This is a genomic window from Ferrimonas kyonanensis DSM 18153, from assembly GCF_000425405.1.
GTDB lineage: Bacteria > Pseudomonadota > Gammaproteobacteria > Enterobacterales > Shewanellaceae > Ferrimonas > Ferrimonas kyonanensis.
This window is the reverse complement of the sequence record NZ_KE384364.1, coordinates 131,247-153,856: the sequence shown is the minus strand read 5'-3', so window position 1 is coordinate 153,856 and position 22,610 is coordinate 131,247. Positions and strand designations below refer to the sequence as shown.

Below are 22,610 nucleotides of genomic sequence, written 5' to 3'. Positions count from 1 at the left end.
AATGTGACTTTGGTCGCTATAATCGCCGGAATTTGTCAAAAATTCACTTTTTGAGTTTGGCGAGTTGAAGAGGTTTACCCTAAATCATTGTAAAACAATAACTTATAATTCTTCTGGTGGGAGGTCAAGTTGAACAAAACTGCCCTATTAATGCTCCAGGATGGCACAGTTTTCACCGGTACTTCCATAGGTGCCGACGGATCTGCTGTCGGAGAAGTCGTTTTTAACACTTCTATGACTGGTTATCAAGAAATCCTGACCGATCCTTCCTATTCACGTCAGATAGTTACTCTTACCTACCCTCACATCGGTAACACCGGAACCAATTCCGAAGACGTTGAATCCTCTGCAATCCACGCCACCGGCCTGATCATTCGTGACCTGCCTGCGCTGGCATCCAACTTCCGTAATGAACAGTCCCTGTCTGAGTACCTGAAACAGCACAATGTGGTTGGCATTGCGGATATCGATACCCGCAAACTGACTCGCATTCTGCGGGAGAAGGGCGCTCAGGCCGGCTGCATCATGACCGGAGTAGCGGCCGACGCCGCCCAGGCGCTGCAACAGGCCCAGGGCTTCCCTGGCCTCAAAGGCATGGACCTGGCCAAGGAAGTCACCGTCAGCGCCCCTTACCACTGGCGCAATGGCAGCTGGAAACTGGTGGGCGGACTGCCCAGCGATACGCCGGCAGACGCACTGAAGTACAAGGTGGTGGCCTACGACTACGGCGTGAAGCAGAACATTCTGCGGATGCTGGTGGATCGTGGCTGTGACGTGACCGTGGTTCCGGCCCAGACGCCGGCGGCCGAGGTATTGGCGATGAATCCGGATGGGGTGTTCCTGTCCAATGGCCCCGGTGATCCGGAGCCCTGTGATTACGCCATCCGTGCCATTCAGTCGCTGCTGGAAACCGATACGCCTCTGTTCGGCATCTGCCTGGGGCATCAACTGTTGGCCTTGGCCTCCGGCGCTCAGACCCTGAAGATGAAGTTTGGCCACCATGGCGGTAACCACCCGGTCAAGGACCTGGACAGCGGCAAGGTGATGATCACCGCCCAGAACCACGGTTTTGCCGTCGATGAAGCCAGTTTGCCGACCAACCTGAAAGCCACCCATAAGAGCTTGTTCGATGGTTCCCTGCAGGGGATTCACCGAACCGACAAGCCGGCTTTCTCGTTCCAGGGCCACCCTGAAGCCAGCCCGGGTCCCCACGATGCGGCACCGTTGTTCGATCATTTCATCGAACTGATGCAACTCCGCAACGCGGCCCAATAACAGAGCGTGAAGAGATAGAACAATGCCAAAACGTACCGACTTAAAAAGCATTCTGATTCTGGGCGCGGGCCCCATCGTCATTGGCCAGGCGTGTGAGTTTGACTACTCCGGCGCCCAGGCCTGTAAGGCTCTGCGTGAAGAGGGCTACCGGGTCATTCTGGTGAACTCCAACCCGGCCACCATCATGACCGATCCGGAGATGGCCGACGCCACCTACATCGAACCCATCCACTGGGAAGTGGTGCGCAAAATCATTGAGAAGGAGCGCCCGTGTGCGGTGTTGCCAACCATGGGTGGCCAGACCGCACTGAACTGCGCCCTGGAGCTGGAGAAACACGGCGTCCTGGAAGAGTTCGGCGTCCAGATGATTGGCGCCACTGCCGATGCCATCGATAAGGCCGAAGATCGTGCCCGCTTCGATGTGGCGATGAAATCCATTGGCCTGGAAACCCCACGCTCGGGCATCGCCCACAGCATGGAGGAGGCCAATGCGGTTCAGGAGCAGGTGGGCTTCCCCTGCATCATCCGCCCGTCGTTCACCATGGGCGGCAGTGGTGGCGGCATCGCCTACAACCGTGAAGAGTTTGAAGAGATCTGCACCAATGGTCTGGATCTGTCCCCGACCAACGAGTTGTTGATTGATGAAAGCCTGATTGGCTGGAAAGAGTACGAGATGGAGGTGGTCCGCGATCGCGCCGACAACTGCATCATCGTCTGCTCCATCGAAAACTTCGACCCCATGGGCATCCATACTGGTGACTCGATCACCGTGGCGCCGGCGCAAACGCTGACCGACAAAGAGTATCAGCTGATGCGAACCGCCTCCATGAACGTACTGAGAGAGATCGGTGTCGAAACCGGCGGCTCCAACGTTCAGTGGGCGGTGAATCCGAAAGACGGCCGTCTGGTGATCATCGAGATGAATCCTCGGGTGTCCCGTTCCTCGGCGCTGGCGTCTAAGGCCACCGGCTTCCCCATCGCCAAGGTGGCGGCCAAGTTGGCCGTGGGCTACACCCTGGATGAGCTGCAAAATGACATCACCGGTGGCACCACCCCGGCGTCGTTTGAGCCGTCCATCGATTACGTGGTGACTAAGGTGCCACGCTTTAACTTCGAAAAGTTTGCCGGCGCCAATGACCGCCTGACCACTCAGATGAAGTCGGTGGGCGAGGTCATGGCCATTGGCCGTACCTTCCAGGAATCGCTGCACAAGGCGCTGCGCGGCCTGGAGACCGGCATGACCGGTCTGGACCCCATCGTCAATCTGGACGACAACGACTCGTTGTCCAAGATTCGCTACCAGCTTCAGGAGGCCGGTTGCGATCGCATCTGGTACCTGGCCGACGCCTTCCGCGCCGGCTTGTCCATGGAGGCCATCCATCGGCTGACGGGCATCGATAAGTGGTTCCTGGTTCAGATTGAAGAGCTGTTGCAACTGGAAGAGCAGGTCAAGGAACGGGGTTTTGCCGGTCTGGACGCTGGCTTCATGCGCAAGCTGAAACGCAAAGGCTTTGCCGATGCCCGCCTGGCGAAGTTGTTGGGGATCAGTGATGGCGAGATTCGCAAGCTGCGCCAGCGCCTTGAGGTGCTGCCGGTGTATAAGCGGGTCGATACCTGCGCCGCCGAGTTCTCCACCGACACCGCTTACATGTACTCCACCTACGAGGAGGAGTGCGAAGCGCAGCCATCCACCAATGACAAGATCATGGTGATTGGTGGTGGCCCCAACCGCATCGGTCAGGGCATTGAGTTCGATTACTGCTGCGTGCACGCGGCACTGGCAATGCGGGAAGACGGTTACGAGACCATCATGGTCAACTGTAACCCGGAAACCGTGTCCACCGATTACGACACCTCCGACCGTCTCTACTTCGAGCCGGTGACCCTGGAAGATGTGCTGGAGATTGTGCGGGTTGAACAGCCGAAAGGTGTGATTGTTCAGTACGGCGGCCAGACGCCACTGAAACTGGCCCGGGATCTGGAAGCTGCCGGCGTGCCGATCATAGGCACCAGCCCGGACGCCATCGACCGCTCCGAAGACCGGGAACGCTTCCAGCAGGCAGTAGAACGCCTGGGGTTGCTGCAGCCGGAAAACAGCACCGTCACCAACATGGAGCAGGCGGTGATTGACGCCAAGCGCATCGGGTACCCGCTGGTGGTTCGCCCTTCCTACGTGCTGGGTGGTCGTGCCATGGAGATCGTCTACGACGAGCAGGATCTGCGCCGCTACTTCAATGAAGCGGTGAGCGTGTCCAACGAGTCACCGGTACTGCTGGATCGCTTCCTTGATGACGCCATCGAAGTGGATGTGGACGCGGTGTGTGACGGTGTCGACGTGGTCATCGGCGGCATCATGGAGCACATTGAGCAGGCGGGAGTTCACAGTGGCGACTCCGGTTGCTCTCTGCCTCCCTACACCCTGAGCCAGTCGATTCAGGACCAGATGCGGCTGCAGGTGCGTAAGCTGGCGCTGGAATTGGGTGTGGTGGGTCTGATGAACGTGCAGTTTGCGGTCAAGGACAACGCCATCTACCTGATTGAGGTCAACCCTCGCGCCGCTCGAACCGTGCCGTTCGTGTCCAAGGCCACCGGGGTGCAGCTGGCGAAAGTGGCTGCCCGGGTCATGGCGGGCACCTCCCTCAAGGCGCAGAACTTCACCCAGGAGGTGATTCCACCTTACTACTCGGTGAAAGAGGTGGTGCTGCCATTCAACAAGTTCCCCGGCGTGGATCCGCTGCTGGGGCCGGAGATGCGCTCCACTGGTGAGGTGATGGGCGTGGGTGACACCTTTGCCGAGGCTTACGCCAAGGCGCAACTGGGGGCGATCAAGGACGTGCCGAAATCCGGCCGAGCCCTGTTGTCGGTTCGTCAGGGCGATAAGTCCCGAGTGGCGGATCTGGCCACCCAGCTGATAGAGCTGGGCTATGAGCTGGATGCCACCCACGGCACCGCCGTTGCGCTGGGAGAGGCGGGCATTAACCCTAGACTGGTCAATAAGATCCATGAAGGGCGTCCCCACATCCTGGACCGGATCAAAAACGACGAGTACACCTACATCGTGAATACCACCGAAGGCCGTCAGGCCATCGAGGATTCCAAACACCTTCGTCGAGGGGCGTTGCAGCACAAGGTGAACTACACCACCACCATGAATGCCGGCTTTGCCACTTGCCTGGCCCATACCGCCGATGACCGTGGTAAGGTCAGTTCGGTGCAGGAGCTGCATCAGCGCAGTTTGAAGTAACCCCGCTTTTTTGGCGATACTGAGACGTCGGCAGGGATGACCTGCCGGCGTTTTCTTATTACAATCGGTCTATTCCAGAACCAAAACACCCTATTTACAATACCCGGAATTCAACTTGGCAGGTCAATGCGTGCATTGGCTGGGGCCCGGTTTGGCCGGATAAGACGGAAGCAGATTATGACCCAGGTTCCAATGACCGTTGTCGGTGCCCAGCAGCTACGAGAAGAGCTGGAGCATCTGAAGCACACCAAGCGTCCAGCGATCTCCGAAGCCATCGCAGAAGCACGAGAGCTGGGTGATTTGAAAGAGAACGCCGAGTACCATGCGGCCCGCGAAGAGCAGGGACTGTGTGAAGCTCGGGTTCGCGACATCGAAAGCAAGCTGTCCACCGCGCAGATCATCGACGTGACCAAGATCCCTAACAATGGCCGGGTGATTTTCGGCGCCACTGTGACCATTTTGAATGTCGACAGTGACGAAGAGGTGACGTACCGCATTGTTGGTGATGATGAAGCGGATCTGAAAGGCGGAATGATCTCCGTGAACTCCCCCATTGCCCGCGCCCTGGTGGGCAAAGAGCTGGACGACCTGGTGGTGGTGAAAGCCCCGGGTGGCGAAGTGGAGTATGAGATCATCGAGGTCCAATACAAGTAATCTCGAGGACTCGCCCGTGGGGTTTAGGTGTACACTGACCCCGCATAAAAAAAGCCGCGACTTCGCGGCTTTTTTATTGAGACTGGCTGACAGACCGGATTAACGGGCTTTCGGCAACTCAATTTTGCACTTTTCAGATTCGCGGTACAGCACCAGAATATGGCCGATAACCTGAACCTGAGCCGCGCCGGATTCGCGCAGGATGGCGTCCATGATGGCGCGCTTGGCATCACGGTCTTCACTGGCCACCTTGACCTTGATCAGCTCATGGTGTGCCAGAGCCAGTTCAATTTCGGCCATTACGCCTTCGGTCAGACCGTTGCCGCCCAGCAGGACTACCGGCTTCAGGCTATGGGCCAAGCCTTTAAGATACTGCTTCTGCTTGGTAGTTAATTGACTCATTGGGCCACTCATTTTGGTTTGGGGACTTGAAAAGCGCGTATTCTAACGCCATCTATAGCGTAATACTAATTCTTACCAAGATGATAAACTTCCTGGTAATTAAATCCTCACTACTACGGTCTGGAGAATTATGGCCGGTAAAAAGAAGCGCAGTGCCAGCTCGACGCGCTGGATGAAAGAGCATTTTGATGACCAGTACGTGAAAGAGGCGCAAAAAAAAGGCCTTCGTTCCCGAGCTGTGTTTAAACTTGAAGAGATTCAGGGTAAAGATAAGTTGTTGAAACCCGGCATGTCCGTGGTGGATCTCGGTGCGGCTCCCGGCGGTTGGTCTCAGTACGCCGTAAAGGAGATTGGCAGCGAAGGACAGGTCATTGCCTGTGACATTTTATCGATGGACCCAATCGCCGGAGTCGATTTCCTGCAGGGGGATTTCCGCGAGGAAGCGGTGCTCAATGCGTTGTTGAAACGGGTCGGTGATGGCAAGGTGGATGTGGTGATGTCGGATATGGCGCCCAACTTCTCCGGAGCCCAGTCGGTAGACCAACCCAGCGCCATGTACCTGGTAGAGCTGGCTTTCGACATGTGCCATCAGGTGCTGGCGGCCAACGGCAGTTTCATCGTTAAGGTGTTCCAGGGCGAAGGCTTTGATCAATACCTGGCTGAAGTACGTAAAGCCTTTAAAGTTGTAAAAATTCGTAAACCAGACTCCTCCCGGGCGCGCTCCCGCGAGGTCTACATTGTGGCAAGCGGCTACAAGTTGTAAGCTTGCTAAGATAATCAAAGGAATTTGCGAGGTTCCCTACCTTGAGTGATATGGCGAAAAATCTGATTTTATGGCTGGTTATCGCTGTCGTATTGATGTCGGTATTTAAGGGTTACAACCCCACTAATGGGGCTGGGAACGCTTTGAGCTATACCGATTTCGTTGAAGCGTACAGCAATAGCCAGGTACCCGCGGTGGAGTTCCAGGAAGATGGCATCACCATCACTGGTAAGACTCGCAATGGTGAGCAGTTTGTCACCTACATGCCGGCTTACGATGACAAGTTGATCGACGACCTGATCAAGCACAAGGTCGACATCACCCGCTTGCCACCGGAGCAACCCAGCGTGTTGGCGCAGATCTTCATCTCCTGGTTCCCGATGCTGTTGCTGGTGGGGGTATGGATCTTCTTCATGCGTCAGATGCAGGGCGGCGGTGGCAAAGGCGCCATGTCGTTTGGTAAGAGCAAGGCCCGCCTGATGGGCGAAGACCAGATTAAAACCACCTTCGTCGACGTGGCCGGTTGCGACGAGGCCAAAGAAGAGGTGGGCGAACTGGTGGATTACCTGCGTGATCCCACCAAGTTCCAGAAACTGGGCGGTAAGATTCCTACCGGTGTGCTGATGGTGGGACCTCCGGGTACCGGTAAGACTTTGCTGGCGAAAGCGATCGCCGGTGAAGCCAAGGTGCCGTTCTTTACCATCTCCGGTTCTGACTTTGTTGAGATGTTTGTGGGTGTGGGTGCGTCCCGTGTCCGTGACATGTTCGATCAGGCTAAGAAATCCGCGCCATGCATCATCTTCATCGATGAGATCGACGCCGTCGGTCGTCAGCGTGGCGCCGGCCTGGGTGGTGGTCACGATGAACGTGAACAGACCTTGAACCAGATGCTGGTAGAGATGGATGGCTTTGAGGGCAACGAGGGCATCATCGTCATCGCCGCCACCAACCGTCCAGACGTACTGGATCCGGCCTTGCTGCGTCCCGGTCGATTCGACCGTCAGGTTACCGTTGGTTTGCCGGACGTCCGTGGTCGTGAGCAGATCCTCAAGGTGCACATGCGCAAGGTACCGCTGGCGGAAGACGTCAAAGCTGACCTGATTGCCCGTGGTACCCCTGGCTTCTCCGGTGCCGACCTGGCCAACCTGGTGAACGAAGCGGCGCTGTTTGCTGCCCGTGGCGATCGCCGTCTGGTGTCCATGGAGGAGTTTGAGAAGGCCAAGGACAAGATCATGATGGGGGCCGAGCGCCGTTCCATGGTGATGACCGAGGACGAGAAGAAGATGACCGCCTACCACGAAGCCGGTCATGCCATCGTCGGCCGCATGGTGCCTGAGCACGATCCGGTCTATAAGGTGTCCATCATTCCCCGTGGTCGAGCCTTGGGTGTGACCATGTACCTGCCAGAGCAGGATCGCTGGAGTCACTCCAAGCAGCACCTGGAGTCCATGGTGTCCAGCCTCTACGGTGGCCGTATCGCCGAGGAGATCATCTACGGCGCCGATAAGGTGACCACCGGGGCCAGTAATGACATCGAGCGGGCCACCGACATTGCCCGTAAGATGGTGACCCAGTGGGGCCTGTCGACTCGCATGGGGCCGATGAACTACGCCGAAGAAGATGGTGAGGTATTCCTGGGTCGCTCTATGGCCAAGGCCAGCCACATGTCCGATGAAACGGCGATGATGATCGATCAGGAGATCAAGGACATCATCGACCGTAACTACCAGCGCTCCCTGAGCATCCTGGAAGACAACATGGACATTCTGCACGCCATGACCGACGCCTTGATGAAGTACGAGACCATTGATGCCCGTCAGATTGACGACTTGATGGCCCGACGGGAAGTGCGCGAGCCGGCGGAGTGGGGCAAGGGCGACAGCTCTGACGATACCCCGTCTGGAGGTTCCAAGGTGGAAGCCAACGACAGCGCTGCCGACGACAAGCCGGCCACCGACATCGACGGCACCGAAGCACCGGCGAAATAGTTCGTCTTTTAGGTTACAATCAAGTCCCGCCTCTGGCGGGACTTTTTTATGGAGAGCGATAATGACACTCGATTGTGCCGGTCGCACACTGGATCTGAGCCAGGTGCAGGTGATGGGGATCATCAACGTCACCCCGGACTCATTTTCCGATGGCGGCCGCTTTCATGGCGTAGACGCCGCTTTGGCGCAGGCCCGCAAGATGGTCAATGACGGCGCCAGCATTCTCGACATCGGCGGTGAGTCCACCCGCCCCGGCGCACCGGACGTGAGCGTCGAAGAGGAGCTGAACCGGGTGATTCCCGCCATCGAAGCCATCGGCTCCGAGTTGGATGTGGTGATCTCCATCGACACCAGCAAGCCGCAGGTGATGCGGGAGGCGGTGGCTTCCGGTGCCGGTCTCATCAATGACGTGCGCGCGCTGCAGGAGCCGGGCGCCCTGGCCGCCGCGGCGGATCTGCAGGTGCCGGTGTGCCTGATGCACATGCAGGGGCAACCGAGAACAATGCAGAGTGCGCCTAGCTATCAGGATTTGGTTGCTGATATCATGGCGTTTTTCGCCCAGCGTATTCGGGCCTGTGAGCAAGCCGGTCTGGCCAAGGAGCGGTTGCTGCTTGATCCCGGATTTGGTTTCGGCAAGACTCAGGAGCACAACTTTCAGTTGCTGGCGCAACTGGCACAGTTCCAGTCTCTGGGGTTGCCGCTGCTGACCGGCCTCAGCCGCAAGTCGATGTTCGGTGGCCTGCTGGATCGCAACGTCAATGAGCGTCTGGCCGCCAGTTTGGCCGGGGCCATGCTCTGTGCCCAGGGCGGCGCCAGCATCGTACGGGTTCATGACGTACGGGAAACCTGGGACGTGCTGCAGGTCTTGGCAGCGACTCAACGAATAAAATAAAAGCAGTTAAACGGCTTAAGCCAGATTTTGCCGGGCGAGGACTTGTAACTTAAATATGGGTTCGTTATTATCTCGCCCGCTTTCACAGGAGAGAAGTATGGCACTACGACGCCCTATGGTCGCAGGCAACTGGAAGATGAATGGTTCTCGTCAGTTGGCTGAAGAGCTGGTTAAAAAATTTGGCCGCTTAAAAGACGACTCTGCTGAAGTGGTGATATGCCCTCCGACAGTGTACCTGGAAAGCGCAAGCAAGCTGCTCGAACAGAGTAAGCAAAGCTTGGATGGCCGTCTGGTGCGCTTGGGCGCTCAGAACGTCAGCCATCATGAATTCGGCGCATACACCGGCGAAGTGTCGGCCTCTATGCTGCGGGAATTCGGTTGTAATTACGTTATTGTTGGTCACTCCGAACGACGTCGTATGTACGGTGAGACCAGCGATATTGTGGCAAATAAGTTTGCCACGGCACAGAAAATGGGTTTGACGCCGATTTTGTGTGTGGGTGAATCCCTGGCGGCCCGCGAAGCCCGCCGAACTTTTGAAGTGATTGCCGGCGAATTGGACGCGGTCATCGAAAAAGTCGGGACAATGGCCTTTGATAATGCCATTATCGCCTACGAGCCGCTTTGGGCGGTGGGAACCGGCAAGAGTGCCACTCCCGAGCAAGCACAAGAAGTGCATGCTTTCATTCGACAGAGATTATCTGAAGTGTCGCCCTTCATCGGCGAGAAGATTCGAATCCTCTACGGAGGCAGCGTGAAACCCAGTAACGCGGCGGATCTGTTCTCTCAGCCTGATGTGGACGGTGGTTTGATTGGCGGTGTGAGCCTCAATGCCAGCGAGTTTCTGGCACTGTGCAGCATTGCAATGAATGCGGAATAAGCGACGATGCTTTATACGGTTTTGATGGTAGCTTACCTGTTGGTTGCAGCAGCAATTATCGGCCTGGTGCTGATTCAACAGGGTAAAGGTGCGGACATGGGTGCCTCTTTTGGTGCCGGCGCGAGTGGAACCCTGTTTGGTTCTACCGGTTCAGGCAATTTCCTGACCCGCGCAACCTCAGTCTGTGCCGTGTTGTTCTTTGTACTGAGTCTGACTATCGGTAACATGTCTTCCCATAAAGGCAAGGTGACCAGCGACTTCGAAACCATCGAAGTGGAGCAGCCAGTGCAGGACAACCTGCCGCAGTAACAGATTTAGCCGAGGTGGTGGAATTGGTAGACACGCTATCTTGAGGGGGTAGTGTCCTATGGACGTGCGGGTTCAAGTCCCGCTCTCGGCACCAATTAAAAAGGTCGATTATTAAATCGGCCTTTTTCACGTTTACAGCCCGGCATTTGGGTTGCGTGTATAAAGGCGCAACAGTATAATAAGTGCCGCTGATTCATGGGGACCGACGCGTTTGGTGTTCATGGGCTAAAATGGTTGAGGTTTCACTCCTGTTTTGGCCAGTGCGGAAACGCACAACAGCTCTCTCCGTGATCAAGTTTCTTGATGGGTATTGATACCGAGAAGGCCGCGACGGAGGCGGTGGATTGTTCCCCTGTGGGCAGTTCGATGACATCAGTCATCCTAAACAGGGTACAGCGCACTTTAGCCCCGTTTGAGCTCGGGGCTTTTTGTTATCTGTCCTCTGGGATTGGCTAAGAGCACACCGATGGGGCAATTACATGGTGGTATCCTGGATAAACCATCTAATTACCTCTATTGGTATGGCTATTTAGATAACAGGGCTTTATGCCCTTTTTTCGTTTGTAGGGGGAGGCGCGATGGCTACGCTAGAGCAACGCTTAACCGAGATGTTGCAAGAACCGGTTCAAGCCCTGGGTTTTGAGTTGGTAGGGATTCAATACGTTCGTGCCGGTTCGCACTCCACATTGCGAGTGTTTATCGACCACGAAAATGGCATCACAGTGGACAACTGTGCCGAAGTCAGCCGCCAGATCGGAGCGGTGCTGGATGTGGAAGATCCCATCAGCACCGAATACAACCTCGAGGTGTCTTCTCCTGGGATCGAACGGCCGCTGTTTACGCCGGCACATTATGAAAAATTCATCGGTGAGGAGGCCTTCGTGCTTCTGAATATGCCGGTTGAAGGAAAACGCAAGCTGCAGGGACTGATCACCGCCGTTGAGGGCGAGATGATCACCTTGTCAGTGAAAGGTACGGATCAGGAAGTGGCTTTAGCAAACGTGCGCCAAGCCCACCTGGTAGCTAAGTTCTGATAGTTTCAGGGTGAAACGAGGCTGACCCATGAGCAAAGAGATTTTACTTGTCGCCGAAGCGGTATCTAACGAAAAAGCACTGCCGCGTGAAAAGATTTTTGAGGCCCTGGAAACGGCCTTGGCGACCGCTACTAAGAAAAAATATGAAATCGAGATCGAAGTTCGTGTCGAGATCGATCAGAAGACCGGTGAGTTCGATACCTTCCGTCGTTGGTTGGTGCTGGAAGACGATGCCGAGATGGAAGAGCCAACCCGAGAGTTGTCTCTGTCCGCGGCGCGTGCCATGTACGAAGACGACAGCATTGTCGCCGGCGATTACGTCGAAGAGCAGATCGAATCGGTGAAGTTTGACCGCATCACCACCCAGACTGCCAAGCAGGTTATCGTACAGAAAGTACGGGAAGCCGAGCGCGGTTTGATCATCGAGCAGTTCCGTGACAAAGAAGGCCAGCTGGTTACCGGTGTGGTCAAGAAGGTCAACCGTGACTCAGTGATTCTGGATCTGGGCGGCAACGCCGACGCGATCCTGTATCGTGAAGAGATGCTGCCTCGGGAGAACTTCCGTCCCGGTGACCGGGTGCGTGCGCTGCTGTTCGCCGTGCGTCCTGAGTCCCGTGGTGCTCAGCTGTTCCTGAGCCGCACCAAGCCAGAGATGCTGATCGAGCTGTTCCGCATTGAGGTGCCGGAAATCGGCGAAGAGATGATTGAGATTATGGGCGCCGCCCGTGATCCAGGCTCTCGCGCCAAGATCGCCGTTAAGAGCAACGACAAGCGCATCGACCCGGTCGGCGCCTGTGTCGGCATGCGTGGTGCCCGTGTTCAAGCGGTATCCGGTGAGCTGGGTGGCGAGCGCATCGACATCGTACTGTGGGACGACAACGTGGCCCAGTACGTGATCAAGGCCATGGCGCCTGCGGATGTGGGTTCCATCGTGGTTGACGAAGACGCCCACAGCATGGACGTTGCCGTTGAGCCGGACAGCCTGGCCCAGGCCATTGGCCGTAATGGTCAGAACGTTCGCCTGGCGTCGCAGCTGACCGAGTGGGAACTGAATGTGATGACCACCGATGAGATGGCGGCCAAGCATCAGGAAGAATCCGACCGGCTGATCACCCTGTTCGTGGACAACCTGGACATCGACGACGAGTTCGCCGAAGTGCTGGCCGAAGAGGGCTTCACCAGCCTGGAAGAGATCGCCTACGTGCCAATCCAGGAGCTGTTGGAGATCGACGGCCTGGACGAAGAGGCGGTTGAAGAGTTGCGTGAGCGTGCCAAAGCGGCACTGACCACCAAAGCGCTGGCCGACGAGGAAGCCCTGGACGGCGCCGAGCCGGCACAAGACCTTCTGAACCTGGAAGGCCTGGAGCGCCATCTGGCCTTTGTTCTGGCTTCCCGTGGTGTCATCACCCTGGAAGATCTGGCAGAGCAGGGCATCGATGACCTGAGCGACATTGAAGAGCTGAGCGAAGAGCAGGCCGGCGAGCTGATCATGGCTGCCCGCAACATCTGCTGGTTCAGCGACGAGGCGTAAGCCGATCAACGGAGGATTCAGAAAATATGGCAGATTTGACTGTTGAAAAACTGGCCAGTGAAGTAGGAAAACCGGTTGATCGTCTGGTTGCCCAGTTCGCCGAAGCCGGGATTAAAAAGAGTGCCAATGACAGCGTGACTGAGCAGGAGAAACAGACCCTGCTGAGCCACCTGGCCGATCAACACGGCGGCAGTAACGAGCCGACCCGTATGACCCTGCAGCGTAAGAAACGTTCGACTCTGAGCGTTAACGCCGGCGGTGGTAAGTCCAAGGATGTGCAAGTTGAGGTGCGCAAGAAGCGCACCTACGTGAAACGCAGTGCCGTTGATGAGCAGCAGCGCCAGGAAGAGGAAGCCCGTCAGGCCGCAGAAGAAGCGGCACGCCTTGAGGCAGAGGAACGGGCTAAGCGTGAAGCCAAAGAACAAGCCAAGCGTGAAGCGGAAGAGAAAGCCAAGCGTGATGCCGAAGAAAAAGCAAAGCGTCAGGCTGCAGAAAAAGCCCAACGCGAGGAGCAAGAGAAGTTGACCACGAAAGAGAAGGCCCAAGATGACATCGCTCGCCAAGAAGCTGACAAGCTGAAGGCCGCCCAGGAAGCCGAAGCCGCCCGTAAGGTGGAAGAGGAAGCCAAGGCGAAAGCGGAAGAGGCCAAGCGACTGGCGGAAGAAAACGCCAAACGCTGGGAAACTGAAGAAGCGGAGCGTAAAGCCCGCGAGCAGGCTGACTACCATGTCACCACCTCCACTGCCGCCCGTGCTGCCGAAGATGCGTCTGACGCTCAGGCCGAGCGCGGTCGTCGTCGTAAGAAGAAGAAAGCGGCCGATACTCAGGACCGTAACGCCCGTGGCCCACGCGGTCGTGGCCGTGGTCGTGGCAAGACGCCGTCTTCCATGCAGCAGGGCTTCCAGAAGCCGGTCGAGAAAGTGACCCGCGACGTGGAGATCGGCGAGACCGTGACCGTTGGCGAACTGGCCAACAAGATGGCGGTTAAAGCCACCGAAGTCATCAAGGTGATGATGAAGATGGGCGCCATGGCCACCATCAACCAGGTGATCGATCAGGAAACCGCCGCTCTGGTGTGTGAAGAGATGGGTCACAAGATCATCCTGCGCAACGAAAATGAGCTGGAAGATGCCATCCTGTCCGATCGTGACACCGATGCCACCACCGAGCCTCGCGCGCCGGTTGTGACCATCATGGGTCACGTTGACCACGGTAAGACCTCCCTGCTGGATTACATCCGTCGTGCCAAAGTGGCCGATGGTGAAGCCGGTGGTATTACCCAGCATATCGGTGCCTACCACGTAGAAACCGGTAACGGCATGATCACCTTCCTGGATACTCCTGGACACGCGGCGTTTACCTCCATGCGTGCCCGTGGTGCCCAAGCCACTGACCTGGTTGTTCTGGTGGTGGCGGCCGATGACGGCGTAATGCCTCAGACGGTTGAAGCGATTCAACACGCCAAAGCGGCCGGTGTGCCTCTGGTGATTGCCGTCAACAAGATGGACAAAGAGAGTGCCGATCCGGATCGCGTTAAGACTGAGCTGTCTCAGCACGAAGTGATTCCAGAAGATTGGGGCGGTGAGCACATGTTCGTTCACGTGTCTGCTAAGAGCGGCATGGGCGTTGACGAACTGCTGGAAGGCATCCTGCTGCAGTCCGAAGTTCTGGAACTGAACGCACGCAAAGAGGGCATGGCCCGCGGCGTGGTGATCGAGTCCCGTCTGGATAAGGGCCGTGGTCCAATCGCTTCGGTACTGGTACAGGAAGGTACTCTGAACCAGGGCGACATCGTTCTGTGTGGTCTGGAGTATGGCCGTGTACGTGCCATGCGCGATGAGAACGGAAAAGAGATCAAGACTGCCGGTCCTTCCATTCCGGTTGAGATTCTGGGTCTGTCCGGTGTTCCGGCAGCCGGTGACGAAGCCACCGTGGTTCGTGACGAGAAGAAAGCCCGCGAAGTGGCGCTGCACCGTCAGGGCAAGTTCCGCGAAGTGAAGCTGGCACGCCAGCAGAAGGCCAAGCTGGAGAACATGTTCGCCAACATGCAGGAAGGCGATGTGTCCGAGCTGAACGTGGTCCTGAAGGCCGACGTACAGGGTTCCCTGGAAGCCATTGCCGACTCTCTGATGAAGCTGTCCACCGACGAGGTGAAGGTGAACATCATTGGTCGCGGTGTGGGTGGTTTGACCGAAACCGACGCCTCTCTGGCGGCGGCGTCCAACGCCATCATGGTCGGCTTTAACGTCCGTGCCGATGCCGTTGCCCGCCGGGTTGTGGATACCGAGAACCTGGACCTGCGCTACTACAGCGTGATCTATGACCTGATTGACGAAGTGAAGTCTGCCATGAGCGGCATGCTGGCTCCGGAATTCAAGCAGCAGATCATCGGTCTGGCCGAAGTGCGTGACGTGTTCAAGTCGCCTAAGATTGGCTCCGTGGCCGGTTGTATGGTGACCGAAGGCATCGTGAAGCGCAGCGCCCCTATCCGTGTACTGCGTGACAACGTGGTTATCTACGAAGGCGAGCTGGAATCCCTGCGTCGCTTCAAGGATGACGTACAGGAAGTTCGTAACGGCATGGAATGTGGTATCGGTGTGAAGAACTACAATGACGTGAAGGTCGGCGATCAGATCGAAGTCTTCGAAGTCGTTGAAGTGCAACGCACCCTGTAATGACAACGAGGGGAGGGGTAACCCTCCCCGGATTAAGGTGTTATGGCTAGAGAATTCAGTCGAACTCGACGCGTCAATCAACAGATTCAGCGAGAGCTGGCAACGATCATGATGCGTGAAGTCAGAGATGCTCGTCTGGGCATGGTGACCATCAACGAAGTTGAGACCTCCCGTGACCTTAACTACGCCAAGGTGTTCGTAACCTTCCTGGACAGCGAACCTGAGCAGGTTAAGGCGCAAATGGATGCCTTGCTTGAGCTGGCGCCCTACATCCGTTCCCTGCTGGCGTCGTCGCTGCGCAACATGCGCGCGATTCCGGAGCTGCGCTTCGCCTACGACAAGTCGCTGGTGGAAGGCATTCGCATGACCAACGTGGTGACCAAGGTCATCGCCGAGGATCAGGCCAAGGCCGATAAACACGGCAGCAACGACTCGGACGAGGAACAGCAGTAATGGGCAGACGTCGCATGCGCGGCCGCATGGTGGATGGGATTGTGCTGCTGGACAAACCAGCGGGCATCACCTCCAACGATGCGTTGCAGCGGGTAAAACGCATCTACAATGCCGCCAAAGCTGGCCATACCGGCGCCCTGGATCCCCTGGCGACCGGCATGTTGCCGCTGTGCTTTGGTGAAGGCACAAAATTTTCTCAGTACCTGCTGGAGGCGGACAAGCGTTATCGCGTGGTCGCCAAGCTGGGTGTTCGCACCACCACCTCCGATGCGGACGGTGAAGTGGTCAAAGAACGGCCGGTTACCACCAGCCTGGGTGAGATCAACAAGGCCATCGAGCACTTCCGCGGCGAATCCATGCAGGTTCCCAGCATGTTTTCCGCTCTGAAGTACAAGGGTGAGCCATTGTATAAGTACGCTCGTCAGGGCATCGAAGTGCCGCGTGAGGCACGTCCCATCAACGTCTACGAAGCGGAGCTGATCCGGTTTGAAGGCGATGAAGTGGAGATGGACCTGCACGTGTCTAAGGGCACCTACATCCGTACCATCGTCGATGATATGGGTGAGCTGCTGGGGTGCGGAGCGCACGTAAAAGTGCTGCGTCGTACCCAGGTGGCCGGTTACCCCTATGAGCGGATGGTGACCCTGGAGCAGTTGGAAAACCTGCTGCAGCAGGCACTGGATCAGGGCCGTAAGCCCAGCGAACTGCTTGACCCACTGCTGTTGCCCATGGACACCGCGGTAATGACCTTGCCGGAAGTGAACATGAACGAGGTGGTGGCCAGCTACATTATGCAGGGCCAGCCGGTTCAGGTGCCCAAGGCTCCGGACGAAGGCCATGTTCGCCTGACCGTCGGCAGCCAGCGGGTGTTCGTCGGCATCGGTGAGATCGATGCCGACGGCCTGGTGGCACCAAAACGCCTGATTAACGTCAGGCAGGGTTGAGTTTAGCGGCTCAGGTCGCTAGAATGCCCGTCCCGCTGGAGCTGAATTAGTGATTGGCTCCGGCATTATTTGTTTATCGGAGATAGTTATGTCACTAAGCACTGAAGCGAAAGCAAAGATTCTGGCTGATTTCGGCCGTGGTGAAAACGATTCTGGTTCTCCAGAAGTACAGGTTGCGCTGCTGACCTTCCAGATTAACCATCTGCAAGGCCACTTCAAGAAGCACATCCACGATCACCACAGCCGTCGCGGCCTGCTGCGCATGGTTTCTCAGCGTCGTAAACTGCTTGATTACCTGAAGCGTAAGAACCAAGCTTCTTACGTTGAGCTGATTGCTAAGCTGGGCCTGCGTCGCTAATAGATGCAATTCCGGTAAAAAGGGGACCCGTTCGGGTCCCCTTTTTCGTTTTTCTGGTTCGATCGGGAACCGCTAACAACCTCAATAAAACCTCGCTTTAGCCACGGATTCAGAGCCAGTGGTCTTTTTTCTGCTTTTGCTCCTTGACACCTGTCATTCCTGCTTGGTTGCAGTATACTAAGCGACGAAATTTAAGGTTAAAAACACAGTTAAGGAACACATAAAGTGAATCCCGTCATTAAGAGTTTTGAGTATGGCCGTCACACGGTCACTCTGGAGACTGGCGTTATCGCCCGTCAGGCAGATGCCGCCGTTCTGGCAAGCATGGGTGATACCACCGTATTGGTTAGCGTGGTTGGTAAAAAGCAAGCCGATCCAGGCCGCGATTTCTTTCCTCTGACGGTGAATTACCAGGAAAAAACTTACGCAGCGGGTAAGATTCCAGGTGGTTTCTTTAAGCGCGAAGGTCGCCCTTCTGAAGGCGAGACCCTGACCGCGCGTCTGATCGACCGTCCTATTCGTCCTCTGTTCCCTAACGGTTTCAAGAACGAAGTCCAGGTGGTTGCCACCGTTGTCTCCGTTGATCCTGAGATCTCTCCTGACGTAGTTGCCATGATCGGTGCCTCCGCCGCACTGTCCATCTCCGGCATTCCGTTCGATGGCCCTATCGGCTGTGCCCGCGTGGGTTACCAGAACGGCGAATACCTGTTGAACCCTTCCGTTACCGAACTGGTTGAAAGCGACCTGGATCTGGTGGTTGCCGGTACTTCCGAAGCGGTTCTGATGGTGGAATCCGAAGCCAACATGCTGTCCGAATCCGTGATGCTGGGCGCCGTGGTCTTTGGTCACCAGGAACAGCAGAAAGTGATCAATGCCATCAACGAGCTGAAGGCCGAAGCCGGCAAGCCAGTATGGGATTGGACCGCGCCTGCGAAGAACGAAGATCTGGTTGCCAAGGTTGCCGAACTGGCGGAAGCCGACATGGGTGCCGCCTACCGCATTACCGACAAGATGGAGCGTAAAGACGCTGTTGATGCGGTGAAGTCCAAGACAGTCGAAGCACTGCTGGCTGCGGATGAGAGCCTGGACTCTCAGGAGATCGGTGGCGTACTGGGCAGCCTGGAGAAGACCGTGGTTCGTGGCCGCGTTCTGGCCGGCGAGCCTCGTATCGATGGTCGTAACACCAAGATGATTCGTGCCCTGTCTGTGGCGCCTGGTGTTCTGCCGCGTACTCACGGTTCCGCCCTGTTCACCCGTGGTGAGACTCAGGCCCTGGTAACTGCCACTCTGGGTACCGAGCGTGACGCTCAGATGATCGACGAGCTGAGCGGCCTGCGTACTGACCGCTTCATGCTGCACTACAACTTCCCTCCATACTGTGTGGGTGAAACCGGCATGATCGGTTCTCCAAAGCGCCGCGAAATCGGCCACGGTAAGCTGGCTAAGCGTGGTGTGATGGCCGTGATGCCAACCGCCGAGGAGTTCCCGTACTCCGTACGTGTAGTGAGTGAGATCACCGAGTCCAACGGCTCCTCCTCCATGGCCTCCGTTTGTGGTACCTCTCTGGCCCTGATGGACGCCGGTGTGCCGATTAAGGCTTCTGTGGCGGGTATCGCCATGGGTCTGGTGAAAGAAGGCGACAACTACGTGGTTCTGTCTGACATTCTGGGTGATGAAGATCACCTGGGTGACATGGACTTCAAAGTGGCCGGTAGCCGTGACGGCATCACCGCCCTGCAGATGGACATCAAGATCTCCGGTATCACCCAGGAGATCATGCAGACTGCCCTGAAGCAGGCGTACGAAGCCCGTATCCACATCCTGAACGTGATGGACGAGTCACTGCCGACGGCCCGTACCGAGCTGTCTGAGCACGCGCCTCGCATCACCACCATCAAGATTCATCCGGACAAGATCCGTGACGTGATCGGTAAAGGTGGCGCCAACATCCGTGCGCTGACCGAAGAGACCGGCACCACCATCGAGATCGAAGATGACGGTACTGTGAAAATCGCCTCTACCGACGGCGCCGCTTCTGCCGAAGCCGTTCGTCGCATCGAAGCGATCACCGCCGACGTGGAAGAGGGTCGTATCTACCAGGGTAAGGTTGTCCGCATCGTTGACTTCGGTGCCTTCGTAAACATCCTGCCGGGTAAAGACGGTCTGGTTCACATCTCTCAGATTACTGCTGAGCGCGTGAACAACGTTTCCGATCATCTGTCTCTGGGTCAGGAAGTGGACGTGAAGGTTGTCGAAGTGGACCGTCAGGGCCGTATTCGTCTGTCCATCAAGGAAGCTCAGGCTGACAAAGGTGGCGAAGCGAAAGGTGAATAATCACTAGTCGCCGCGACTAGAGAGGGGGAAGCCAACAGGCTTCCCCTTTTTTTATGGAACTTGGCGGCCGTTCGTTGCTCTAATCTGAACAGTTTTCTTGCGCAGACAAATATTTAATGCGTTTGCGACAGTGCCCCACTACAATGGGAAAATGCATGTTTCACCCCTTGCCTAAGGCAAAGGGTCCTAAGGACGGTTCTATGAGTTTGAGTAAACGTTGGTTGGTTTTGGCCCTCGTCAGCCTGGGGTTGGCCGGGTGTGCCTCCACCAACAGTGAGACCGAGTCCGGTAATGGCCAGATGATGCTGGTGACGCCGTTGCAGCCTGACGCTAACCTGGAAGTGGCGCTGGCGAAGATCAGCGAAGTGCTGATCTCTGCCGAGTTGACCGAGGAGCAGCGGGCACGGTTTCTGTACGATCGCGGCGTGCTCTACGACAGCGTTGGCCTGAGAACTCTGGCTCGAATCGATTTCTCTCGAGCGTTGCAGTTACGCCCTGATCTGCCTGATGCCTACAACTTCATGGGCATCTACCTGACTCAGGCGATGGAGTTTGATCAGGCTTATGAAGCCTTTGACGCGGTACTGGAGCTCGATCCCGGCTACGACTTCGCTTACCTGAATCGAGGCATTGCCCTCTACTATGGCAGCCGCCCTATGCTGGCTGTGGACGATTTAAACGAGTTCTACCAGCGCGACCAGTCCGATGCCTACCGGGCACTGTGGCTGTACCTGGCCGAGTACCAGCAGGATCCGGTTCAGGCTAAGGCGCAACTGCGCGCCCACAGCAGCCAGATTGGTGATGGCTGGGGAGCGGCACTGGTGGCGTACTACCTGGGGGACATCGACGGCGGTCAGTTGCTGGCCGCGTCGCGCCAGGACCTGAATCACCAGAAGCAGTTGGCCGAGCGTCTGTGTGAGGCTTACTTCTACATGGGCAAGCAGGCCCGCATGGAAGGCCAGCCACGCGCGGCACTGAACCTGTTTAAGCTGTCTCTGGCCACCAACGTCTACGAGTTTGTGGAGCACCGCTACTCCATCATGGAGATGCGCCAGATCGCCGAACAACTGATGGAAGAGCAGGAGCAGGCCCACTGAGCCAGCCCTCGTCATTTCGAAGCCCGCTCCTTTGTGAGCGGGCTTTTTTATGGCCGCAGCCTGGCGGTGATCCTTGATTACACTGAGCTACGGCTTTTGATATAATGCCCGCCTTTGATTTTCAGCGGCGGGTTTTTCATGTCTACGCACCAGCAGGAAGTGGCCAAACGGCGCACTTTCGCCATCATCTCCCACCCGGATGCGGGTAAAACCACCATCACCGAAAAAGTGATGCTGTACGGCAACCTGATTCAGAAGGCGGGTACCGTAAAAGGCCGTGGGTCGGGTCAGCACGCCAAGTCTGACTGGATGGAGATGGAGAAAGAGCGGGGCATCTCGGTAACCACCTCGGTGATGCAGTTCCCCTATGGTGACAGCCTGGTTAACCTGCTGGATACGCCGGGACACGAAGACTTCTCCGAGGACACCTACCGTACCCTGACGGCAGTGGACTCCTGCCTGATGGTGATCGATGCCGCCAAGGGTGTGGAAGACCGGACCCGTAAGCTGATGGAAGTGACCCGCCTGCGTGATACGCCGATTGTCACCTTCATGAACAAATTGGATCGCGACATTCGTGATCCCATGGAGCTGATGGATGAGGTGGAGAACGAGCTCAACATCCTGTGCGCTCCGGTTACCTGGCCCATTGGCTGTGGTAAGGAGTTTAAAGGGGTGTACCACATCCACCGTGATGAGGCGATTTTGTACCAGAGCGGTCAGGGCCATACCATTCAGAACCTGGATGTGGTTAAGGGCCTGAATAACCCGGAACTGGAGCAGAAAATCGGCACCGAACTGGCTGAGGTGCTTCGTGACGAGCTGGAGCTGGTGCTGGGGGCGTCCAACGAGTTTGATCAGGAGATGTTCGATAACGGCGATCTGACCCCGGTGTTCTTCGGTACCGCCCTGGGGAACTTCGGCGTGGATCATATGCTGGACGGCCTTACTGCCTGGGCACCGACGCCACAGCCGCGCGAGACCGACGTACGCACCATCGAAGCCGGCGAGGAGAAGTTCTCCGGGTTCGTGTTTAAGATTCAGGCCAATATGGATCCTAAGCACCGGGACCGCATCGCCTTTATGCGCATCTGTTCCGGTAAATACAGCAAGGGCATGAAGATGCGCCACGTCCGCATCGGTAAAGATGTATCCATCTCCGATGCGGTGACCTTTATGGCCGGCGACCGCAGCCACGCGGATGAGGCCTACCCCGGTGACATCATCGGCCTGCACAACCACGGAACCATTCAGATCGGTGATACCTTCAGTCAGGGCGAAGTGATGAAATTCACCGGCATTCCGAACTTCGCTCCTGAGATGTTCCGTCGCATTCGTCTCAAGGATCCTCTCAAGCAGAAGCAGCTGCTCAAAGGCCTGGTTCAGCTGTCTGAAGAGGGCGCGGTACAGGTTTTCCGGCCCATCGACAGCAATGATCTGATCGTGGGCGCGGTCGGGGTGCTGCAGTTTGATGTGGTGGTGGCCCGACTGAAAGCCGAATATAAGGTGGAAGCGATCTACGAGGCGGTCAACGTGGCTACGGCGCGCTGGGTGTCCGGCGAGGATGCTCGCAAGGTGGATGAATTCCGTCGTAAGGCTTCGGCCAACCTGGCGCTGGATGGGGGCGATAACCTCACCTACATCGCCCCGACCATGGTGAACCTGAATCTGACCGCGGAACGCTACCCGGACATCCGTTTCCACAAGACCCGCGAGCACTAAGCCTCGGCTTTGACAAGGCTTAGGGTATACTAAGGGCAGCTTCGGCTGTCCTTTT

General features: G+C 56.9%; 18 protein-coding genes and 1 tRNA gene. 18 read left to right on the top strand and 1 reads right to left on the bottom strand.

Annotated elements, in window-relative coordinates:
- Positions 1-150: 150 nt before the first annotated feature.
- From carA to greA, 3 genes are all read left to right on the top strand, one after another.
- Positions 151-1,275, top strand: a complete 1,125-nt coding sequence (gene carA, locus H598_RS0116165) for a glutamine-hydrolyzing carbamoyl-phosphate synthase small subunit (protein ID WP_156897084.1) — start codon at positions 151-153, stop codon at positions 1,273-1,275.
- Positions 1,276-1,297: 22 nt separating this feature from the next.
- A complete protein-coding gene (gene carB / locus H598_RS0116160; protein ID WP_028113922.1) occupies positions 1,298-4,519 on the top strand; it encodes a carbamoyl-phosphate synthase large subunit in 3,222 nt (1,073 codons plus the stop codon).
- 177 nt (positions 4,520-4,696) lie between these two features.
- The gene (gene greA, locus H598_RS0116155; protein ID WP_028113921.1) at positions 4,697-5,173 is read left to right on the top strand and encodes a transcription elongation factor GreA; all 477 of its coding nucleotides are present in this window, start codon (positions 4,697-4,699) and stop codon (positions 5,171-5,173) included.
- A 99-nt stretch (positions 5,174-5,272) separates the two neighbouring features.
- Here the strand turns inward: greA and yhbY are convergent, their stop codons facing one another.
- Positions 5,273-5,575, bottom strand: coding sequence for a ribosome assembly RNA-binding protein YhbY (gene yhbY / locus H598_RS0116150; protein WP_028113920.1), 303 nt, complete (start codon positions 5,573-5,575; stop codon positions 5,273-5,275).
- Between the two features lie 130 nt (positions 5,576-5,705).
- On the opposite strand from yhbY, the gene rlmE reads away from it, so the two are divergent.
- From rlmE to prfC, 15 genes are all read left to right on the top strand, one after another.
- Positions 5,706-6,338 carry a 23S rRNA (uridine(2552)-2'-O)-methyltransferase RlmE gene (gene rlmE, locus H598_RS0116145; RefSeq protein WP_035416046.1) on the top strand — a complete coding sequence of 211 codons (633 nt, stop codon included), beginning with the start codon at positions 5,706-5,708 and terminating at the stop codon, positions 6,336-6,338.
- Positions 6,339-6,379: 41 nt separating this feature from the next.
- Positions 6,380-8,326 carry an ATP-dependent zinc metalloprotease FtsH gene (gene ftsH / locus H598_RS0116140; RefSeq protein WP_028113918.1) on the top strand — a complete coding sequence of 649 codons (1,947 nt, stop codon included), beginning with the start codon at positions 6,380-6,382 and terminating at the stop codon, positions 8,324-8,326.
- A gap of 61 nt (positions 8,327-8,387) precedes the next feature.
- Positions 8,388-9,218: a dihydropteroate synthase gene (gene folP / locus H598_RS0116135; RefSeq protein WP_028113917.1), complete on the top strand. Its 831-nt coding sequence runs from the start codon at positions 8,388-8,390 to the stop codon at positions 9,216-9,218.
- A 97-nt stretch (positions 9,219-9,315) separates the two neighbouring features.
- Entirely contained in the window at positions 9,316-10,098 is a 783-nt protein-coding gene (tpiA, locus tag H598_RS0116130) for a triose-phosphate isomerase (protein WP_028113916.1), read from the top strand.
- A gap of 6 nt (positions 10,099-10,104) precedes the next feature.
- A complete protein-coding gene (secG, locus tag H598_RS0116125; protein WP_028113915.1) occupies positions 10,105-10,407 on the top strand; it encodes a preprotein translocase subunit SecG in 303 nt (100 codons plus the stop codon).
- 8 nt (positions 10,408-10,415) lie between these two features.
- Positions 10,416-10,501 (top strand) — tRNA-Leu (locus H598_RS0116120).
- 484 nt (positions 10,502-10,985) lie between these two features.
- Positions 10,986-11,441, top strand: coding sequence for a ribosome maturation factor RimP (rimP, locus tag H598_RS0116115; protein WP_028113914.1), 456 nt, complete (start codon positions 10,986-10,988; stop codon positions 11,439-11,441).
- A gap of 28 nt (positions 11,442-11,469) precedes the next feature.
- Complete coding sequence (gene nusA, locus H598_RS0116110) at positions 11,470-12,972, top strand: transcription termination factor NusA (RefSeq protein WP_028113913.1); 1,503 nt, start codon at positions 11,470-11,472, stop codon at positions 12,970-12,972.
- 26 nt (positions 12,973-12,998) lie between these two features.
- Positions 12,999-15,647, top strand: coding sequence for a translation initiation factor IF-2 (gene infB, locus H598_RS0116105; protein ID WP_028113912.1), 2,649 nt, complete (start codon positions 12,999-13,001; stop codon positions 15,645-15,647).
- Between the two features lie 42 nt (positions 15,648-15,689).
- Positions 15,690-16,100: a 30S ribosome-binding factor RbfA gene (gene rbfA, locus H598_RS0116100; RefSeq protein WP_028113911.1), complete on the top strand. Its 411-nt coding sequence runs from the start codon at positions 15,690-15,692 to the stop codon at positions 16,098-16,100.
- Positions 16,100-17,044, top strand: a complete 945-nt coding sequence (gene truB, locus H598_RS0116095; RefSeq protein ID WP_028113910.1) for a tRNA pseudouridine(55) synthase TruB — start codon at positions 16,100-16,102, stop codon at positions 17,042-17,044. Before rbfA ends, truB begins: the two co-directional genes overlap by 1 nt.
- A gap of 88 nt (positions 17,045-17,132) precedes the next feature.
- On the top strand, positions 17,133-17,402 hold the full coding sequence (gene rpsO, locus H598_RS0116090) for a 30S ribosomal protein S15 (RefSeq protein WP_028113909.1): 270 nt from the start codon (positions 17,133-17,135) through the stop codon (positions 17,400-17,402).
- A 225-nt stretch (positions 17,403-17,627) separates the two neighbouring features.
- Complete coding sequence (gene pnp / locus H598_RS0116085) at positions 17,628-19,736, top strand: polyribonucleotide nucleotidyltransferase (RefSeq protein WP_028113908.1); 2,109 nt, start codon at positions 17,628-17,630, stop codon at positions 19,734-19,736.
- A 200-nt stretch (positions 19,737-19,936) separates the two neighbouring features.
- On the top strand, positions 19,937-20,833 hold the full coding sequence (gene nlpI / locus H598_RS0116080; protein ID WP_028113907.1) for a lipoprotein NlpI: 897 nt from the start codon (positions 19,937-19,939) through the stop codon (positions 20,831-20,833).
- A gap of 138 nt (positions 20,834-20,971) precedes the next feature.
- Complete coding sequence (gene prfC / locus H598_RS0116075; protein WP_028113906.1) at positions 20,972-22,555, top strand: peptide chain release factor 3; 1,584 nt, start codon at positions 20,972-20,974, stop codon at positions 22,553-22,555.
- Positions 22,556-22,610 lie beyond the last annotated feature (55 nt).

What these genes read in the sequence shown, in the direction of transcription:
- carA (WP_156897084.1), top strand. Translation starts at nt 151, where the DNA reads ATGCTCCAGGATGGCACAGTTTTCACCGGTACTTCCATAGGTGCCGAC.
- carB (WP_028113922.1), top strand. Translation starts at nt 1,298, where the DNA reads ATGCCAAAACGTACCGACTTAAAAAGCATTCTGATTCTGGGCGCGGGC.
- greA (WP_028113921.1), top strand. Translation starts at nt 4,697, where the DNA reads ATGACCCAGGTTCCAATGACCGTTGTCGGTGCCCAGCAGCTACGAGAA.
- yhbY (WP_028113920.1), bottom strand. Translation starts at nt 5,575, where the DNA reads ATGAGTCAATTAACTACCAAGCAGAAGCAGTATCTTAAAGGCTTGGCC.
- rlmE (WP_035416046.1), top strand. Translation starts at nt 5,706, where the DNA reads ATGGCCGGTAAAAAGAAGCGCAGTGCCAGCTCGACGCGCTGGATGAAA.
- folP (WP_028113917.1), top strand. Translation starts at nt 8,388, where the DNA reads ATGACACTCGATTGTGCCGGTCGCACACTGGATCTGAGCCAGGTGCAG.
- tpiA (WP_028113916.1), top strand. Translation starts at nt 9,316, where the DNA reads ATGGCACTACGACGCCCTATGGTCGCAGGCAACTGGAAGATGAATGGT.
- secG (WP_028113915.1), top strand. Translation starts at nt 10,105, where the DNA reads ATGCTTTATACGGTTTTGATGGTAGCTTACCTGTTGGTTGCAGCAGCA.
- rimP (WP_028113914.1), top strand. Translation starts at nt 10,986, where the DNA reads ATGGCTACGCTAGAGCAACGCTTAACCGAGATGTTGCAAGAACCGGTT.
- nusA (WP_028113913.1), top strand. Translation starts at nt 11,470, where the DNA reads ATGAGCAAAGAGATTTTACTTGTCGCCGAAGCGGTATCTAACGAAAAA.
- infB (WP_028113912.1), top strand. Translation starts at nt 12,999, where the DNA reads ATGGCAGATTTGACTGTTGAAAAACTGGCCAGTGAAGTAGGAAAACCG.
- rbfA (WP_028113911.1), top strand. Translation starts at nt 15,690, where the DNA reads ATGGCTAGAGAATTCAGTCGAACTCGACGCGTCAATCAACAGATTCAG.
- truB (WP_028113910.1), top strand. Translation starts at nt 16,100, where the DNA reads ATGGGCAGACGTCGCATGCGCGGCCGCATGGTGGATGGGATTGTGCTG.
- rpsO (WP_028113909.1), top strand. Translation starts at nt 17,133, where the DNA reads ATGTCACTAAGCACTGAAGCGAAAGCAAAGATTCTGGCTGATTTCGGC.
- nlpI (WP_028113907.1), top strand. Translation starts at nt 19,937, where the DNA reads ATGAGTTTGAGTAAACGTTGGTTGGTTTTGGCCCTCGTCAGCCTGGGG.
- prfC (WP_028113906.1), top strand. Translation starts at nt 20,972, where the DNA reads ATGTCTACGCACCAGCAGGAAGTGGCCAAACGGCGCACTTTCGCCATC.